Here is a 17,084-nt window from a genome sequence, read left to right as displayed (position 1 = left end):
AATGGGCGGTTCGTAGAATCCAGACATACTTGCCGCCTTAACCGACCGAGAAGCCTTATGCCCCGGCGCTTATTCAAACGTTACATGCCCGACCCGACGAGCATCAGGGAACACAAATCCTTACGCTTTCTCGGCACGTTGCTGCATGACCCGAACCTCTGGCACCTCAACCGACACTCGGTGGCCCGCGCCATGGCCGTCGGCCTGTTCGCCGCGTTCCTGCCGATTCCCGCACAAATGCTGGTGGCCGCCGTCCTCGCGATCATGGTGCGCGGCAACATGCCGATTGCGGTCAGCCTGGTCTGGCTGACCAATCCGATCACCATGCCGGCGGTGTTCTTCTGCACCTATCAGGCCGGGGCCTGGCTGATGGACGTTCCGGCCCGCACACTTCCGGACGAGTTGACCTGGGAATGGATCAGCGGTGAGCTCTCGACCTTGTGGCAACCGTTCCTGCTGGGTTCTGTGGTGGTCGGGCTGGCACTGGGCGCCCTCGCCTACTGTCTGGTGATGCTGTACTGGCGCTGGTGGGTGGCCCGGCAATGGGCGCGGCGCAAGAAAAGACGTCAGGCGTGAATGCAAAACGGCCTCCACTGTGGGAGGCCGTTTTTCGTTGCAGCGTCGAAGGGATCAGGTGCGCATGCCGCGCCCGCTCACCAGCAACCGCGAACAACCGATATACAGCACCACCGTCGCCACCAGCATGAAGGTGATCGCGATACCGATACGGATATCCGACACACCGAGGATACCGTAACGGAAGGCGTTGACCATGTGCAGCACCGGGTTGGCCAGCGACACGGTCTGCCAGAACGGCGGCAGCAAGGTGATCGAGTAGAACACGCCACCGAGGTAGGTCAGCGGGGTCAGCACGAAGGTCGGGATGATCGAGATGTCATCGAAGTTGCGTGCAAACACCGCGTTGATGAAGCCCAGCAGCGAGAAGATCGTCGCGGTCAGCACCACCACCAGCACCGTCACACCGAGATGGTGTACCTGCAAATGGGTGAAGAACAGCGACAGAATCGTAACGATCACGCCCACCATCAGGCCTCGCAGCACACCACCAATGGTGTAACCGATCAGGATCGTGTGCGGCGAAACCGGCGAGACCATCAGTTCTTCGATGGAGCGCTGGAACTTGCTGCCGAAGAAACTCGACACCACGTTGCCGTAGGAGTTGGTGATCACCGACATCATGATCAGCCCCGGCACGATGTACTCCATGTAGGTGAAGCCACCCATGTCGCCGATCTGCCGACCGATCAGGTTACCGAAGATCACGAAGTACAGGACCATGGTGATCGCCGGCGGCAGCAAAGTCTGCGGCCAGATCCGGGTGAAGCGTCTGACTTCGCGATAAACGATGGTATTGAGGGCAACGAGGTTGGGGCGCAGCTCGGAACTCATACCGCCACCTTCGACAGATTTTTCTCCACCAGGGACACGAACAGCTCCTCGAGGCGATTGGTTTTATTGCGCAGGCTCAGCACTTCGATGTTCTGCAGGGCCAGCTGGCCGAACAGCGCAGTGATGCCCATGGACTTGTCGACCTGGACTTCCAGTGTATGTGCGTCTACCAGCCGGGCGGGATAGCCGACCAGTTGCGGCGCAACCGCCAGATCACTCTTCAGGTCGAGCAGGAAGGTTTCCACATGCAGCTGGCCGAGCAGCTGACGCATGCTGGTGTTCTCGACGATGGTGCCGTGGTCGATGATGCCGATGTTGCGGCACAACTGCTCAGCCTCTTCCAGGTAGTGGGTGGTGAGGATGATGGTGATGCCTTTCTGGTTCAGTTCGGTGAGGAACGTCCACATCGAGCGGCGCAGCTCGATGTCGACGCCGGCAGTCGGCTCGTCGAGGATCAGCAGACGCGGTTCATGCACCAGCGCACGGGCGATCATAAGACGCCGCTTCATGCCGCCGGACAGCGAACGCGACGGCACATCGCGCTTGTCCCACAGGCCGAGTTGGGTCAGATACTGCTCGGCGCGTTCCTTGGCGACCTTCGCCGGAATGCCGTAGTAACCGGCCTGGGTCACGACGATGTCGAACGTCTTTTCGAACTGGTTGAAGTTGAATTCCTGGGGCACCACGCCGATCGAGCGCTTGAGCACCGCCGGGTTCTTGTCCAGGTCGTGGCCAAAGATATTCACGGTGCCGCTGGTCTTGTTGACCAGGGTCGAGAGGATGCCGATGGTCGTGGATTTGCCGGCGCCGTTGGGGCCGAGCAAGGCGAAGAAGTCACCTTCGGCGACGTCCAGATCGATACCACTCAAGGCCTGGAACCCGTTGCCGTAGGTTTTGGTTAGCTGCCGGATGGACAGAGCGGAACTCATATCGGATTTACGCACCCAGTAAGGAAAAAAGGACTGATAAAAAGCCGGCGGCGAGGAGGACAACCGCAGCGCTCGAGCGCAATGGTGCTTGCCGTCGCCGCACAAGTACAGTCAAGTGTGTCGATAGTAGGTATTAAGTCAACGCGGTCATGACGGCTTTCTGATACGCCGGACGCTGCTCCAACCGCGCGTACCAGGCTTCAAGATTCGGCTGTGGCGCGCGCTCGATGGGCATCTCGAACCAGGCATAAATGAAACTGCCGAGCGGGATATCGCCCATGCCGATTTCATTGCCGGACAGATACGGCTGGTGCTTCAGTGCCTGATCGACCATCGCCAGCAAGCCGTCACATTCCTTGATCGCCGCATGGATTGCCGGCCAGTCCTGCTTGTCTGCCGGGGTACGCAAAACGCCCCAGAACACCGTGCGAAACGGTCCTGCAAAACTGGAAGTCGTCCAGTCCATCCATTTGTCAGCGGTGGCGCGGATCTGCGGATCCGCCGGATACCACGAAGTGTCGGCTGCATGTTTTGCCAGCAGGTAACGCACGATGGCATTCGATTCCCACAACACGAAACCGTCGTCCTGAATGACCGGCACCCGCCCGTTCGGGTTCATTGCCCGATACTCCGGCGTGTCGACCACACCAAACGCGCCACCGGCATCGATGGCCTCGTAGGCCAACCCGAGCTCTTCGGCAGCCCACAAGGGCTTTCGGACATTCGACGAATTCTTGCGACCCCAGATCTTCAGCATGACCGCCTCTTTTCCAGTAAATGGGCAGGCAGCATACGCCGGATCAGAGGCGGCCGACATCACCGCGCATGTCACTGGACAGTGGCGTCTGCTGATCGTTGAACAGGTGCGGATAACATTTCTGCAGATGTTCGAAGAAAAAAGATTCCGGTACATCAGCGAACTGGCCGTGATCGACCAGGTACTCCATCAGCAGCGCACCATCGCTGTTGTACGGGTGGAAAACGCTGTCGTTCATGCCGTCGAATTCCAGCGGCGCAACGTTGAACATTTCGCAGAGCTTCTGGTTGAACGCGGGTGTGGCTTTCACCCAGCGATCATTGAGAAACAGCTCGGTATAACCATGCATGGCGAACACTTCACTTCTCAGCAGTTCAAGCAGACGCGGCGTCGACAGATGATTTTTCACATCCGCCAGACCAATGCGTGCGGGGATCCCGCAATGGCGCGCGCAACCGGCGAGCAACGTGGCCTTGGGCACGCAATAACTCTCACCCGCCGCCAGCGCATAGCTGCCGCGCAAGGTCTGCGGGTCGCGGCTGAAGGTGTACATGTTGTAACGCACCGCCTCGCGCACGGCGTAATAAAGACTGATCGCCTGCGCGAGTGGATCGCGGCTGGCACCACGGTGCTGCTCGGCGAACTCCACCACCGAGGGGTGGTCACTATCGATGAAGCGGCCGGGGCTCAGATACTCGTGCATGACGACATTCTCCTGATTGAGCCCCGAGTCTAGCGAGAGGTTCAGCACAGAGATAACGACGTTTCGGCCAAACATGCACGCAAAGACGCGGAAGCGGCGAACGATTTCCCACGCGTGTTGCCCACCGAACCTACAAAAGACATCCGGGGTTTCCCACGATTTCAATCACCTTGCTCTGACCGCCCCGTTTTGCAGATGCCGTCTAAGCTCTGGAGGGTCGGTTCGCCCTGGTTCACGGAGGATTAAATATGCTGTTGTTGTGGATACTGGTTCTGATCGTCGGCGTGGCGTATCTGGCCCACCGGCGCATCGCCCCGCTGCCGGTACTGGGCATCGTGGCCGCTTACCTGTTGGCGATGGGGATTTTCAGCCACGCACCGGGCTGGTTGTTGCTGATTTTCTGGGTCGTGCTGGCCCTGGTCGCCGCCCCGTTGCTGTTGCCTGACCTGCGCCGCAAACACTTCACCGCGCCGCTGTTCAGCTGGTTCCAGAAAACCCTGCCACCGATGTCGCAGACCGAGCGCGACGCGATCGACGCCGGCACGGTGTGGTGGGACGGCGAACTGTTCAGCGGCCGTCCGGACTGGGACAAGCTGCTGTCCTATCCCAAAGTGCAACTGAGTGAAGAAGAACAGGCGTTCATCGACGGCCCGACCGAAGAGCTCTGCGCGATGGTCACCGACTGGCAGATCGGCCAGTCGATGGACCTGCCGCCCGAAGCCTGGACTCACATCAAGGAACACGGTTTCTTCGCCCTGATCATCCCCAAGGAATTCGGCGGCAAGGGTTTCTCCGCCTACGCCCACTCCCAGGTGGCGATGAAACTGGCGACCCGCAGCGGCGATCTTGCCTCCACCGTAATGGTGCCCAACTCCCTCGGTCCGGCTGAACTGCTGCTGCATTACGGCACCGACGAACAACGCAATCATTACCTGCCACGGCTGGCCCGGGGCGACGACATTCCGTGCTTTGCGCTGACTGGCCCGCTCGCGGGTTCAGACGCGGGTGCGATGCCCGACACCGGGGTCATCTGCAAAGGCGAATGGGAAGGTCAGGAAATCCTCGGCCTGCGCCTGAACTGGGAAAAACGCTACATCACCCTCGGCCCGGTCGCGACCTTGCTCGGCCTGGCCTTCAAGGCCTATGACCCGGATCACCTGCTCGGCGACAAGGAAGACCTCGGCATCAGCCTGGCGCTGATCCCGACCGACACCCCCGGCGTGGAAATCGGTCGTCGCCACCTGCCGCTGGGCGCTGCGTTCATGAACGGCCCGAACTCCGGCAAGGACGTATTCATCCCGCTGGACTTCCTCATTGGCGGCCAGGACATGCTCGGCAAAGGCTGGATGATGCTGATGAACTGCCTGTCGGTCGGGCGCTCGATCTCGCTGCCGGCAGTGGGCACCGGCGCGGCCAAGTTCACCAGTCTGGTGACCGGGCAGTACGCGCAGATTCGCGAGCAGTTCAACGTGCCACTCTCAGCATTCGAAGGCATTCAGGAAGCCATGGCACGGATCGGCGGCAACGCCTGGATGATGGACGCCGCGCGGATGCTGACCGCCAACGCGGTGGATCTGGGCGAGAAGCCTTCCGTGCTGTCGGCGATCCTCAAATATCACCTCACCGAACGCGGTCGCGAGTGCATCAGCCACGCCATGGACGTACACGGCGGCAAGGCGATCATCATGGGCCCGAACAACTACCTGGGCCGCAGCTGGAACGGCGCGCCGATCTTCATCACGGTGGAAGGCGCGAACATTCTTTCGCGCAACCTGATGATCTTCGGCCAGGGCGCCATCCGCTGCCATCCGTTCGTCCTCAAGGAAATGGCCCTCGCCGGGCGCGAGGACAAGGATCAGGCACTCAAGGAATTCGATGACCTGCTGCTCAAGCACATCGGCTTTGCCGTGAGCAACGCCGCCAGCACGCTGGTGCTGAACCTAGGTTTTGGCCATTTCGAACATGCACCGGGAGACAAGCTCAGCCAGGGTTATTTCCGCGCCCTCAACCGTCAGGCTGCCGCGTTTGCCATGCTCGCCGACCTGAGCATGATGCTGCTGGGCGGCGAACTGAAACGCCGCGAGCGTCTGTCGGCACGATTGGGCGATGTACTGAGCAACCTGTATCTGGCGTCGGCGGCGCTCAAGCGTTATCACGACCTCGATTCCCCGGCGTACATGGAACCGCTGTTCAGATGGGCCATGGAGGAAAGCCTCGGCCAGTCGGAAAAGGCGCTGGATGAACTGCTGACCAACTTCCCGAACCGAGTCTTTGGCTGCCTGTTGCGTGTGATCGTGTTCCCGTTCGGCCGCCGTCACAAAGGCCCGTCGGACAAACTCGGTGCCGAGGTGGCTGCGGTCATCGGCCGGGCCAAGGGCGATCCGGCGCTGGAAGAACTGCTTGCCGGCTGCTATCGCCCGCAATCGGCCGATGATGCCGTCGGTGCGCTGCAGCACGCCTGCGATCAACTGAACGCTGCGCAACCGCTGCACAAGAAATTGCACTCGTCGCTCAAGAGCGGTCAGGTCAAACCGGTAGCTGGCGAACACGCCATCGATGCGGCACTGGAAGCCGGCGTGTTGCAGGCCGTGGAAGCCCAGACCCTGCGTGATGCCGAGGCGGCGCGGCGCAAGGTGATCGATGTCGATGATTTCGACAAGGAGCAACTCAAACCCGCGGAAGGCAAAATCCGCTGATCCCTTCAATCAGTGAAAAACGGGCGCGGGCGCTTTATACTCCCGCGCCCGTTTTGCTCTTGAGGACTTATCTCGTGTCCAACGTCGTTGCCGATCATCTGGTTTTGCTCGACCATCTGCGCAGTATCCTGGTCGCCGTAGGTGAGGCCGATCAGGTTCCCGAAGAAAGCCATGCCCTGTTCCTGGAGCGTTTCGACGAACTGCTGGCGTCACTGCCGATCGAGCCGATCGAAAGCCAATACCTGGGCCAGGACATCCTGACTCAAGTGATTACCCGTTACCCGCAAATTGCCCACCTGATCCCGCGGGATCTACTGTGGTTCTTCGCCGGCGACTGCCTGCATTACCTGTCCGACGAAGAAATCGACCTGTATCAGGCACTGGAAGAACGCCGCTACGAAGCCGAACAGAACGACGAACCGTTCGACTGGAACCAGGAAAAACAGCTGCTGGCGATGTCCGCCCAGGACAGCAAGCACTGATTTTCGCCCAATAAAAAGGCCCGCATGGTCCAGGCGGGCCTTTTTTTATTGGGTCAGAGTAACCCCTCACTCTCGGGCAATTCGTACTCGGCCAACGGTTTTGAACCGCCGGACTTCCCCGGCTTGCTCAAGGTCGGCTCTTTCTCCAGGCACTCCACCAGATAGTCGATGAACACCCGCAGCTTCGGCGGCAGATAGCGCGTCGGCGAATGCAGCAACCACAATCCGCCGTGGTACGACGCCAGGAATGTCCAGTCCGGCAACACTTGTACGATCAGCCCCTGCTCCAGCGCATAACGGGCGGTGAAATACGGCAGGCTGCCAATACCGATGTGTTGCAACACGGCGCCCAGACGCACGCCGGTGTGATTGGCGGCATACCGGCCGCGCACGCCGACGGTAACGGCTTTCGTACCTTTCTTGAATTTCCAGCGCGCATCACTCGGGGTCTCGCCCAGGTAAATGCAACTGTGATTGAGCAAGTCGTGGGGATGAGTTGGCGTCCCGTGTTCGGCCAGGTATTGCGGTGTGGCGCAGAGCAAATGGTCGATGGTCAGCAGTTGTCGTCCCACCAGTCCCGCCGGTGGACGATCCGTGATGCGAATGGCCAGGTCGACATGGTCATCGATCAGATCGACCTGGCGGTCCTCCAGCAACAGCTCCACGTCGACCTTCGGATAGCGCCGCAGAAACTCCGGCATGTGCGGATGAATCACGAAGCGCCCAACCGCTTTCGGCACGCTGACCCGCACCAGCCCCTCCGCTTCGTGGGTGAACTGACCGCTGATCTCCATCACCGACTTCGCCGCGCTGACCATTTCCTGGCAGCGCTTGAACACCTCTTCCCCGCCATCGCTCAAGCGCAGTTTGCGCGTGGTGCGTTGCAGCAGACGCGTGGCCAGCGCCTTCTCCAGTCGGGAAATACTGCGACTGACTGCCGAGGGCGATGAGCCCAACTGGCGAGCGGCTTCGGAGAAACTGCCGGTCTCGACGACCTTGACGAAAATCGCCATTTCACCGAGCAGCGGCAGTGGAAGATTTATGCTCACAGCGCAACAGTCCTTTGATGTTTGAACGGATTATCACGTTATTGCACGATTCATATAATTAAAAAAGAAACTTTAATAAGGGCATGGAATATGACGCTTCGCCTCTTTTTCCATAGTGATGACCTCAAGGCCAATGTGGAAGTCCTCGACTGCACGCCCCACGAGAACGAATTCGCCGTTGTGTTGCGCGCCACGCTTTTCCATCCCCAGGGCGGTGGCCAACCCTGTGATACCGGCTGGATCGGCGACAGCCAGGTTCTGCGCGTCGTCCAGGAAGCGGACCGGATCATTCATTTCGTCGATCAACCGGTGCCACTGGGCATGACCCAGATCCGTGTCGATGAAGAACGCAGACGCTTCAACACCCGCATGCACTCTGCCGGACATTTGATCGGCCACTTCGTCCAGGCCATGGGCTGGATGCCGGTCAAGGCGCACCACTGGCCGGACGAGGGCCGGGTTCAATTCAAACCCGGAGATTCGGCGCAGGAAGTCGATGCGCAAACCGTTCAATACGGCATCGGGCAATGGATCGAACACGACCTGCCGCGCCTGACGTCCCTGCGCGAAGGCGCGCGGGAAATCGGTTTCGGTGAACTGCCAGCCTATGGCTGCGGTGGCACCCATGTACGCAGCCTGAAGGATTTGGGCACAGTCACGATCGCGTCCCTTTCGCAGAAGAAAGGCACGTTGTCCGTCCACTACAGCGTGGATTGAGGATTTCGGGCGCTGTCAGATGCAGCGTCCGACGCCGGGGGAACCGCGTTCGCCGGTTCCGTTGACTATTCGATAGATGGACCTGAAACCATGATGCTTGACGTCGAGCGTCTCGATGAGACGTGCATAAAAAAACTGGCCAACGAAGAAGTCCTTGCCATCCGCGTCAAAGGCTTTCTGCCCCAGGCGCAGGCGATCCAGATTGGCGACAAGATCCTCGCCCCCGGCTTCGAGGGCTACATCAACGCGCCCAGTATCGGTCGTATCGGCATGGCGTTCTACGAGGCGGAAAACCAGCCGCTGCTGATCGAAGATTATTTCGAGCGCGCCACCAGCAACATCGCCGAACTACGTAACCGTTGCGCACCCTACTCGTCGCCGGTCGATACCTTGCGCTGCATGCTCGACGAATCCTGGCCGGCGGGTGCCCACCTGGAAAACCTCTACGGTCGCAAGATGTACGTCGGCCTGTCCCGCGTGGTGAAACCGGGAGTGTGCTTTCTGGCCCACCACGACATCTTCGCCAAGGACGCCCCGGACAGTTTTCAGGCCCGCAGCCTGGAGGCGCAGTTTGCCTGCAACGTCTACCTCAACATGCCAACCGAAGGCGGCGCATTGCAGATGTGGGAAGACGACATTTCCCCGGGCCGCTTCGACGAAATGCGCGGCGACAGCTACGGCATCGACCCGGCGCTGCTCGGCCCGCCCGCCCTCGAAGTACGCCCGGAACCGGGGGATTTCATCATGTTCAATTCGCGCCGCATGCACTCGGTAACGCCGGGCGTGGCCGATCCGCGCTTGAGCCTTTCGTTTTTTGTCGGCTATCGCGGCAATGCTTCACCCCTGACTTTCTGGAGCTGAAATGACATCGAATTACCTGGGCGAGTTTCTGGCGCTGGCCACCATCCACTTTCTGGCCGTGGTCGCTCCCGGCCCGGACTTCGCCGTGACCATCCGCCAGAGTGTGCGTTTCGGCCGTTTGGTCGGCATCTGCACGGCACTGGGCATCGGCGCGGGGATTTCCGTGCACGTGCTGTACACCCTGCTGGGCGTCGGCGCCTTGATGCACACCACGCCGTGGTTGCTGACCGTCGCCAAAGTGGTCGGCGGTGCTTACATTCTTTATCTGGGCGTCAGCCTGATCCGCAGCAAACCCAAGACGACAATGGAAGGCGAAAAGAACAGCGACGAACCACTGGTCGAGCAATCGCTGTTCAAGGCGTTTTCCACCGGTTTCCTGACCAACGCCACCAACCCCAAGGCCACGCTGTTTTTCCTGGCGATCTTCACCACGATCATCAGCGCCAGCACACCGCTGCAAATTCAGGCCCTGTACGGGTTGTGGATGTGCGGGGTGAATGCGTTGTGGTTCGTGATCGTCGCGCTGTTCTTTTCCAGCAGCAAAGTGCGCGTGCTGTTCATGCGCATGGGCCACTGGTTCGAGCGCAGCATGGGGGTGATTCTGATCCTGTTTGCCGGGCGTCTGGTGCTGTCGATGTAAGCATGCTGATCGGAGAAGCCCGATCCAGACAGATTGGACGGGCTTTTTCGATTCTGCGCCGCTTTTGCATTTCTGTGCGACGCGTCCCACTTCGGGGGCTCCCCTATCACTCGCTGGTGGTGTTAGTTTGCAAAACCGTCTGACGCTTCGATCAGACACCTCCTACTCACTGCCTGCAAAGGAATGCCCTTAGCAATGGATTTTTCACTCAAGCAACTGGCCGCATCGACACTGATCCTGGCCAGCCTTTCATCCGTCACACTGCCAGCCCATGCCAACCTTACCGAGCAGCAGAGCGCGACCATTCTCAAGACATTCAATGAGGCAAAGGTCAGTGACTTCAGAGCATTTCTCGGTGATCTGGCCAAGAACGACCTGAGCAAGACCGACGATCTGCGCCCGGCCATCAGCGCCTTCCTCGACAACAAGACGCTGACCGCTGAACAGCAAAACGAAATCCATCGCCTGCTCGGCCTCTACACCCGTGTGAAGTACGGCAAAGCTGCGCTGGAAACCCTGCGCGAACTGGTGGAAATCCCGACCTTCCGCAAGGACGGTGTCGATCAGCACGACAACCCCGAATTCATCAAGATCGCCGGCAAGATCAAGGATCTGGCTGAGTCTTTCGGCCTGAACTACCGCAACATCGACAACCGCGTTTACGAAATCTCCCTCGACGGCAGCGGCAAGGATGTCGTCGGCATTCACGCTCACGCCGACGTGGTGCCGGTAACGCCGGAAAACTGGGTGCTGAAGGACGGCACCAAACTTGATCCGTTCAAGGTCACGCTGATCGGCGACCGCATGTACGGCCGCGGCACTGAGGACGACAAGAACGGCATCGTTGTGACGCTGTATGCCATGAAGGTGATCAAGGAAGAGAAGCTGCCACTGGCGCGCAATTTCAAACTGCTGGTGGACACCACCGAAGAAACCACCGGCGACGCGATTCCCTACTACTTCGAACGCAACCCGACGCCGGAGTACAACCTGGCGCTGGACGGTGGTTACCCGGTGGTGATTGCCGAGAAAGGCTACGGCACAGTCATGGCCAAGTTCGCCAAGCGCAAGGCCGAGGGTAAAGGCGCGGAAATCATCTCGATGACCGGCGGCCTGGCGACCAACCAGATTCCATCGGTTTCGGTCGTCACGCTGGTGACTGACAAACCCGCCGAGCTGGCGGCCAGCCTGCAAAAGGCCGGCGCTGAATACGCCAAGCGCAATGGCGGCGATTTCGAAGTGAACGCCAAGGTCGATGGCAAAGACGTCAAACTCACCGTTACCGGTGTTTCCGCGCACTCGTCCGAGCCAGAATCCGGCGTTAATCCGGTCGCGCGCATGCTCGATTTCATCCATAGCGTGGACGGCAAGATCGCCTTCAAGCACAACCACATCACCGACGCTGCCCACTACGCCGCCGACAACTGGGGCCTGGATTACAAGGGTGGCAAGCTGGGCGTCGGCTTCGCCGATGACTTCATGGGCCCGCTGACCACGTCCCTGACCTACGTCGGCATGGACGACAAAACCTTCAAACTCGCGGTCAACCTGCGCGTGCCGAAGGGCAAGTCGCCGGAAGTGCTCAAGCGCGAAATCGCCGACAAACTGGCGGCCTGGAGCAAGAAGACCCATGTCGCGGTCAACTTCGACTATTCGATCGCCGAACCGATGTACCGCAACCCTGAAGGCGAATGGGTCAAGGCGCTGCTGGCCGTGGCCACCGAAAACCTGGGCATGAAACACGAATTCGGCACGTCGGCCGGCGCCACCTCGGTGCATGAACTGCCGAACGGCGTGCAATTCGGCCTGGCGCGACCGGAGGTCAAGTACACCGGTCACACCGATGGCGAATTCAAGACCGTTGACCAGTTCCTGCTGGACCTGCAGATCGTCACCGAAATGATGGGACGCATCGGGCAATTGCCGAAGCTCTGATCGCGTACCGGGCTCGCCACATTGGCGGGCCCACAAAAAAAGGACCGCGAGGTCCTTTTCTATTGCCTGACAAAAACCGCACAAACAAAAACGCCGCTCATCACTGAGCGGCGTTTTTGTGAATTTGGAGCGGGAAACGAGACACTCGTTTTTTCGAGCAATCCGTTGATTTCCAGGATGTTTTAGATACGCCTCGTTGATTGACGGGCTACATTGCGTACTACTTCGGCAAGCTGACAACCCCTACATGAAAGGCCGATAGCCAGCAGTCCAGGCACGTCCGTGGAACGCTGTACCGAGTATGCCCAACCCATTCGCAGATCTCTAGCCGCATCCGCCACCGAAAAGCGCCCACCAAAGACAGTCAAAACTGACAGCCTATTACGCCAGCATTTGTAGGACAGCTCTTGATCGTCCACGCCCTATTGAAGCTCCAAATCTTGTCTGCCTAGAGTGGCTTCCATGCAGGACTTAGGCGTTGCAGCTCTGCAACGCAACTAGATAGATAAAATAGAGTGCACGCGATGAGTGACGCCATTTCGAACAGAGCCACCCACACTGAACCAACACCTGCTGCCACCTCGCCCGAAAACACTCTTGAACCGACGTCTACTGGCACCAAATCTGAACCACTGCTCGCAGATCCCGAATTCGATATGCGTGGCCTGGCCTGGAACCCGTTATGCGACGCTGCCACGCCCCTGATCGGACTGGTCATTCGCCTGCGCCGTCTGTACCAGCACGACGATGTGCCCGCGCTGTACCGAAGCGTCAGCAACCAAATCACCACGATCATGGAAGAAGTCAATCAGCTCGACTACGACGCCGGCATGCTCAAGGCCTACTCCTACAGTCTGTGCCTGTTGTTGGATGAAGTAGTCATGAGCACTACTTGGGGCAAGTCTTCCACTTGGAGTGCGCGCTCACTGCTCAGTCAGTTTCATGAGGAGACGTGGGGCGGCGAAAAATTCTTTACCGTCATGAACAACATGATCCCCGAAGCGGCCCGGTACCAGCATGTGCTGGAGTTCATGTACCAGTGCCTGATCTCTGGTCTCAAAGGCAAATATGGTGCCCATGCCAAGGGAGATGACGAAATACAAAAAATCATCAACCAGCTGCACGGCCTGCTGCGCCCCCTGCGCGGCGAAACACCCAAGCGCCTGACCGACCCGTTGACCAACGTTGCGCCGCGTAACTACCGGATCAAACGCACGTGGCCATTGTGGACGCCATGGGCACTGGCCGCCGCCGTACTAGTCATGGCTTACACGATCTATACCCTGCGACTGAACGCCATCACCCAAGAGGTCCTTGCCTCGCTGGACAAAATCCTCAAGCTCTAACCCCCATGTGAAAACCATAAGGAGGCTCTATGCCTGCTGTCGTTTTGGTCGGTCACGACCATGCGTGTCCAGTGTGTGGCCCAGTCACTGTCGCCAGTGGGTCAGAGAGTTTCACTGTCAACGACCGGGCTGTAGCCCGCGCTGGCGACACACTCAGTTGTGGAGCCGTAATCACCAGTGGCTCGCCTTCAATGAACATCAACGGAAAAGCCGTGGCCCGCGTCGGCGACAGCACCGACCACGAAGGCACCCTGGAAAACGGCGATGACAGTTGGCTGATCAACTGACCCGCACTGACTACAAGGAGGTTTCATGCCCCGTCAAAGCGACCTGCGTTACACCTTCGAACCGCTGCGGGGCGATCCCTTCGAAGTGGTCTCGTTCAACCTTGAAGAGGGCCTTTCCCAGCCCTTCAAACTTGAGCTGAAGCTGGTCAGTCACCACCCGGCCATCGACTTCTACCGCATGCTCGATCTGGCGGGGCTATTCACGATCTGGCGTGGCGAGACTCCGGTGCGTTACGTCCACGGCCTGGTCAGCCTGTTCACACAGGGCGACACCGGCTTTCGCCGCACCCGCTATACCGCCGTGGTCGAGCCGACCCTGAAGCGTTTCGACCTGCGTTCCAACTGGCGCATCTTCCAGGGCCAGACCGTGCCCGACATCATCACCCGCGTCCTTACCGAACAAAAACTGACCGACATCCGCAGCGAAATCTGCTTCGAGCACCAACCCCGCGAATACTGCGTACAGGCCGGTGAAACCGACCTCGACTTCATCGCCCGCCTCGCCGCCGAAGAGGGCCTGCTCTACACCTTCGAACACCGCGCCGACGGCCACACCCTCGTCCTCACCGACCGCGTCGGCGGCCTGGGCACCATCGGCACCCACACCGATTGCCCGGTGATCTATCAGCCGATGGCTGGTGGAGACGCCACGGAACCGGCACTGAACCGCTTCCACTATACCGAACAGGTCCGCACCGCCGTGCAGGTGCAGCGCGACTACACCTTCACCCACCCGCGCTACAACCAGCAGCACACGGCGACTGGCGACCAGGACCTGAACAACCAGCACAAGGACTACGAACGCTACGACTACCCCGGCCGTTACAAGCGCGACGTTGCCGGCAAGCCCTTCACCAAAACCCGGCTGGCTGCCCTGCGCAACGACGCCAAGCTGGCCCATCTGGAAGGCGACGATGCTCGCCTGCAACCGGGATTGGCCTTCGACCTGAACGAGCATCCCCGCGACGATTTCAACGATCGCTGGCGCACCATCGCCATCCAGCACGAGGGCAAGCAGCACACCAGCCTGCAGGAAGAATCGTTTGGCAGTGGCCTTGGCACGTCCTATGAAATGAAGGCCAGCGCCATCCGCTGGACCTCGGACTGGAAAGCACCGCTGCGTGACAAACCCTGCATCGACGGCCCGCAGATCGCCACGGTGGTTGGGCCTCCCGGTGAGGAGATCTATTGCGATGAATGGGGCCGGGTCAAGGTGCAGTTTCCGTGGGACCGCGCGGATAAAAACAACGATCAGAGTTCGTGCTGGATTCGTGTGGCGCAAGGTTGGGCGGGCGCCACCTGGGGCGCGATGGCGATTCCGCGTGTGGGCCAGGAACTGATCATCAGCTTTCTGGATGGCGACCCGGACCAGCCTATCGCCACGGGCCGCACCTACCGCCAAACCAATCTGCCGCCGTACGAGCTGCCGAAACACAAAACGCGGATGACCATCAAAAGCCGCACTCATAAGGGCTCGGGCTTCAACGAACTGCGCTTTGAGGATGAACTGGGGCAGCAGGAAGTCTTTATCCACGCCGAAAAAGACAAGAACGTCCATATCAAGCACAACAACACCACCTACGTGGGTAACGACCGAAGCGAGAAGGTCGAACACGACGAGCAGGTTGAAATCGGCCGTAACCGCAGCGAGCGAGTAGGTAACGATGAACACATTGCTATTGTGCAGGATCAGCATCTGGAACTGGGCCGTGATCGAATTCAGACGCTGGGGCGTAATTATCACGCCACCATCGGTGGGGACCGATTCGAGGAAATTGCCAACAATCGGAATGACAGAATTGCCGCTGACCATAACATCCAGATCGGAGGCAGTGCTGAGCAATCAGTCCGGAACCGCTACTACCTGTCCGCAGGGCAACGCATTGAGCAAAAAACGACAGTGTTCGATGTCACCTCGGGCGAACGCATTGTTCTGAAAGCCCCCGGTGGCAGCATCACGATTGATAGCGATGGCATTACCCTTGATGGGCTGACCATCAAGATCAAAGGCCCCGTCACCACAGATGCAATCGGTACGGGCAATCCGCTTGGCAATCCACAATCGCCTCCCGCACCGCTTGGAGCATTCCTGGGACGTTACACGTTGCTGAAGAACGATCAACGTGTTTTCGCGGGCTATCGATATCGCATCACTGATGGCGCCACCCTACTCACCGAAGGCCTGACCTGCCCCCAAGGGGGAACTGACTGGACTGTTACCGAGGCATCCAAATCCGTGCAGGCCCATAAAGCAATCATGCGCGACGATCAGCGAATCACCGAAACCTGGCAACCCTATCTGATGGCTTTCGATGATGAAGCTCCACCCGCAGAGACCAAAGTCATGTTTCCTGAAGACTTTCTTGCTCATTACAGCGAAGGCCTCGACTGATGCCAGTAGTCCCCATTGCCCGAACGCTCGCTCACGTTATCGACAGAGCCTATCGGGCCTACCGAGCAAACCAGGCTTATGAAAACGCCAAAACCGCCGCCGAGTTGGACCAACTCGCAGTAGAGATTAAGGAGCGAAGAAAGCAGATTAAAAACATGCTTCGAGCAACTATCGAAGCAATGACGCGTGAAATCGACGTCAAAAGCTCCACGTTTGCCACGGTGGACCGGGGCGGCAATAGCACGGCTTCTCGCAGAGGCAAGGAGAACTTGAATTTCAAGGAATACATCGAACGTAAAGTGCCTTTTCGCCCAGCCATCAGCCAAGTCTGCACAGTTGCCCTACAGATGCCAATCAAGGTGCCACGCCGCATTCGCAAAAAGATCGCCGGCGATAGGGTGGAAACCATAATTGAGGTTGCACTCAAGCAGTTCACCGCCTCGCTGTTCTTTGAGTCCGTGGACGAGGCGTTGGAATGGCGAAGCCCACTCAAGGCGGAGCCGAACTACAACCAAAGCAGCCAAAAAGCATTGCTTGGCGATCCAGCAACTCGCCCCAAACGGTTTGGAAGCGCGATACAGCCATTCTGGCCCCGCCCGCGTTCTCTGGCACCTGATCTGGTGGTCGTGGAATACCGCCAGGAACCGTTCGAGATCGAAAATGTATTTGCGGCAGTCGAGATCAAGTTTCCGGGGGATTGGGTAAAACAAACACAAATAAACGATTACGCGCGACTGATGAGACCCAAAACAGGCGTCAACCGAGAAAAGATTGGGCGGGAGAAAGTGGCCTTGCTACGCGTTCCGGAAGATTGCACTGGCCCTGAAACGGATAACAAACAACCCCCTACATCCAAGGGCGCCAAAAACAGGAGGTGAAC

16 protein-coding genes are annotated in these 17,084 nt (G+C 59.1%); 11 read left to right on the top strand and 5 right to left on the bottom strand.

Going from position 1 to position 17,084, the window contains the following annotated elements; translation table 11 throughout:
- Positions 1–57 precede the first annotated feature (57 nt).
- Positions 58–576 carry a DUF2062 domain-containing protein gene (locus tag CAF80_RS23820; protein WP_064598575.1) on the top strand — a complete coding sequence of 173 codons (519 nt, stop codon included), beginning with the start codon at positions 58–60 and terminating at the stop codon, positions 574–576.
- Between the two features lie 54 nt (positions 577–630).
- Here CAF80_RS23820 and CAF80_RS23815 read toward each other — a convergent pair whose 3' ends face one another.
- The 4 genes from CAF80_RS23815 to CAF80_RS23800 all read right to left on the bottom strand — a co-directional run bounded on the left by CAF80_RS23815 (position 631) and on the right by CAF80_RS23800 (position 3,799).
- On the bottom strand, positions 631–1,410 hold the full coding sequence (locus tag CAF80_RS23815; RefSeq protein WP_007950763.1) for an ABC transporter permease: 780 nt from the start codon (positions 1,408–1,410) through the stop codon (positions 631–633).
- Positions 1,407–2,339 carry an ABC transporter ATP-binding protein gene (locus tag CAF80_RS23810; protein ID WP_085668033.1) on the bottom strand — a complete coding sequence of 311 codons (933 nt, stop codon included), beginning with the start codon at positions 2,337–2,339 and terminating at the stop codon, positions 1,407–1,409. Before CAF80_RS23810 ends, CAF80_RS23815 begins: the two co-directional genes overlap by 4 nt.
- Positions 2,340–2,472: 133 nt before the next feature.
- Positions 2,473–3,096, bottom strand: coding sequence for a glutathione S-transferase family protein (locus CAF80_RS23805; RefSeq protein WP_085668020.1), 624 nt, complete (start codon positions 3,094–3,096; stop codon positions 2,473–2,475).
- Between the two features lie 43 nt (positions 3,097–3,139).
- Positions 3,140–3,799, bottom strand: a complete 660-nt coding sequence (locus CAF80_RS23800) for a transglutaminase family protein (protein WP_039770701.1) — start codon at positions 3,797–3,799, stop codon at positions 3,140–3,142.
- 248 nt (positions 3,800–4,047) lie between these two features.
- On the opposite strand from CAF80_RS23800, the gene CAF80_RS23795 reads away from it, so the two are divergent.
- Positions 4,048–6,495, top strand: coding sequence for an acyl-CoA dehydrogenase (locus CAF80_RS23795; protein ID WP_085668019.1), 2,448 nt, complete (start codon positions 4,048–4,050; stop codon positions 6,493–6,495).
- 74 nt (positions 6,496–6,569) lie between these two features.
- The gene (locus CAF80_RS23790) at positions 6,570–6,977 is read left to right on the top strand and encodes a PA2817 family protein (RefSeq protein WP_039770706.1); all 408 of its coding nucleotides are present in this window, start codon (positions 6,570–6,572) and stop codon (positions 6,975–6,977) included.
- Positions 6,978–7,030: 53 nt separating this feature from the next.
- Here the strand turns inward: CAF80_RS23790 and CAF80_RS23785 are convergent, their stop codons facing one another.
- Positions 7,031–8,026 carry a LysR family transcriptional regulator gene (locus tag CAF80_RS23785; protein ID WP_064598590.1) on the bottom strand — a complete coding sequence of 332 codons (996 nt, stop codon included), beginning with the start codon at positions 8,024–8,026 and terminating at the stop codon, positions 7,031–7,033.
- Between the two features lie 90 nt (positions 8,027–8,116).
- Between CAF80_RS23785 and CAF80_RS23780 the strand changes: the two genes are divergently transcribed.
- The 8 genes from CAF80_RS23780 (at position 8,117) to CAF80_RS23745 (ending at position 17,082) form a co-directional block, all read left to right on the top strand.
- Complete coding sequence (locus CAF80_RS23780; RefSeq protein ID WP_085668018.1) at positions 8,117–8,743, top strand: hypothetical protein; 627 nt, start codon at positions 8,117–8,119, stop codon at positions 8,741–8,743.
- A gap of 90 nt (positions 8,744–8,833) precedes the next feature.
- Positions 8,834–9,604: a 2OG-Fe(II) oxygenase gene (locus CAF80_RS23775; protein ID WP_085668017.1), complete on the top strand. Its 771-nt coding sequence runs from the start codon at positions 8,834–8,836 to the stop codon at positions 9,602–9,604.
- 1 nt (position 9,605) lies between these two features.
- Positions 9,606–10,244, top strand: a complete 639-nt coding sequence (locus tag CAF80_RS23770) for a LysE family translocator (RefSeq protein ID WP_085668016.1) — start codon at positions 9,606–9,608, stop codon at positions 10,242–10,244.
- Positions 10,245–10,439: 195 nt separating this feature from the next.
- Positions 10,440–12,179, top strand: a complete 1,740-nt coding sequence (locus CAF80_RS23765) for a dipeptidase (RefSeq protein ID WP_085668015.1) — start codon at positions 10,440–10,442, stop codon at positions 12,177–12,179.
- A gap of 524 nt (positions 12,180–12,703) precedes the next feature.
- Positions 12,704–13,525 carry a type IVB secretion system protein IcmH/DotU gene (gene icmH, locus CAF80_RS23760; RefSeq protein ID WP_085668014.1) on the top strand — a complete coding sequence of 274 codons (822 nt, stop codon included), beginning with the start codon at positions 12,704–12,706 and terminating at the stop codon, positions 13,523–13,525.
- A 29-nt stretch (positions 13,526–13,554) separates the two neighbouring features.
- Positions 13,555–13,812, top strand: coding sequence for a PAAR domain-containing protein (locus CAF80_RS23755; protein ID WP_074688135.1), 258 nt, complete (start codon positions 13,555–13,557; stop codon positions 13,810–13,812).
- Positions 13,813–13,837: 25 nt separating this feature from the next.
- Positions 13,838–16,204 (top strand): type VI secretion system Vgr family protein, encoded by a 2,367-nt coding sequence (locus CAF80_RS23750; protein ID WP_085668013.1) that lies wholly within the window; start codon positions 13,838–13,840, stop codon positions 16,202–16,204.
- Positions 16,204–17,082 (top strand): VRR-NUC domain-containing protein, encoded by an 879-nt coding sequence (locus CAF80_RS23745; protein WP_074688139.1) that lies wholly within the window; start codon positions 16,204–16,206, stop codon positions 17,080–17,082. Before CAF80_RS23750 ends, CAF80_RS23745 begins: the two co-directional genes overlap by 1 nt.
- The last annotated feature ends 2 nt before the right edge of the window (positions 17,083–17,084 follow it).

The organism is Pseudomonas sp. B34(2017), assembly GCF_002112915.1.
Taxonomy (GTDB): domain Bacteria; phylum Pseudomonadota; class Gammaproteobacteria; order Pseudomonadales; family Pseudomonadaceae; genus Aquipseudomonas; species Aquipseudomonas pharyngis.
The sequence above is the reverse complement of the archived record's forward strand: the minus strand, read 5'-3'. Positions and strand labels throughout refer to the sequence as shown.

What these genes read in the sequence shown, in the direction of transcription:
- CAF80_RS23770 (WP_085668016.1), top strand. Translation starts at nt 9,606, where the DNA reads ATGACATCGAATTACCTGGGCGAGTTTCTGGCGCTGGCCACCATCCAC.
- icmH (WP_085668014.1), top strand. Translation starts at nt 12,704, where the DNA reads ATGAGTGACGCCATTTCGAACAGAGCCACCCACACTGAACCAACACCT.
- CAF80_RS23810 (WP_085668033.1), bottom strand. Translation starts at nt 2,339, where the DNA reads ATGAGTTCCGCTCTGTCCATCCGGCAGCTAACCAAAACCTACGGCAAC.
- CAF80_RS23800 (WP_039770701.1), bottom strand. Translation starts at nt 3,799, where the DNA reads ATGCACGAGTATCTGAGCCCCGGCCGCTTCATCGATAGTGACCACCCC.
- CAF80_RS23755 (WP_074688135.1), top strand. Translation starts at nt 13,555, where the DNA reads ATGCCTGCTGTCGTTTTGGTCGGTCACGACCATGCGTGTCCAGTGTGT.
- CAF80_RS23775 (WP_085668017.1), top strand. Translation starts at nt 8,834, where the DNA reads ATGATGCTTGACGTCGAGCGTCTCGATGAGACGTGCATAAAAAAACTG.
- CAF80_RS23780 (WP_085668018.1), top strand. Translation starts at nt 8,117, where the DNA reads ATGACGCTTCGCCTCTTTTTCCATAGTGATGACCTCAAGGCCAATGTG.
- CAF80_RS23750 (WP_085668013.1), top strand. Translation starts at nt 13,838, where the DNA reads ATGCCCCGTCAAAGCGACCTGCGTTACACCTTCGAACCGCTGCGGGGC.
- CAF80_RS23805 (WP_085668020.1), bottom strand. Translation starts at nt 3,096, where the DNA reads ATGCTGAAGATCTGGGGTCGCAAGAATTCGTCGAATGTCCGAAAGCCC.
- CAF80_RS23745 (WP_074688139.1), top strand. Translation starts at nt 16,204, where the DNA reads ATGCCAGTAGTCCCCATTGCCCGAACGCTCGCTCACGTTATCGACAGA.
- CAF80_RS23765 (WP_085668015.1), top strand. Translation starts at nt 10,440, where the DNA reads ATGGATTTTTCACTCAAGCAACTGGCCGCATCGACACTGATCCTGGCC.
- CAF80_RS23815 (WP_007950763.1), bottom strand. Translation starts at nt 1,410, where the DNA reads ATGAGTTCCGAGCTGCGCCCCAACCTCGTTGCCCTCAATACCATCGTT.
- CAF80_RS23795 (WP_085668019.1), top strand. Translation starts at nt 4,048, where the DNA reads ATGCTGTTGTTGTGGATACTGGTTCTGATCGTCGGCGTGGCGTATCTG.
- CAF80_RS23820 (WP_064598575.1), top strand. Translation starts at nt 58, where the DNA reads ATGCCCCGGCGCTTATTCAAACGTTACATGCCCGACCCGACGAGCATC.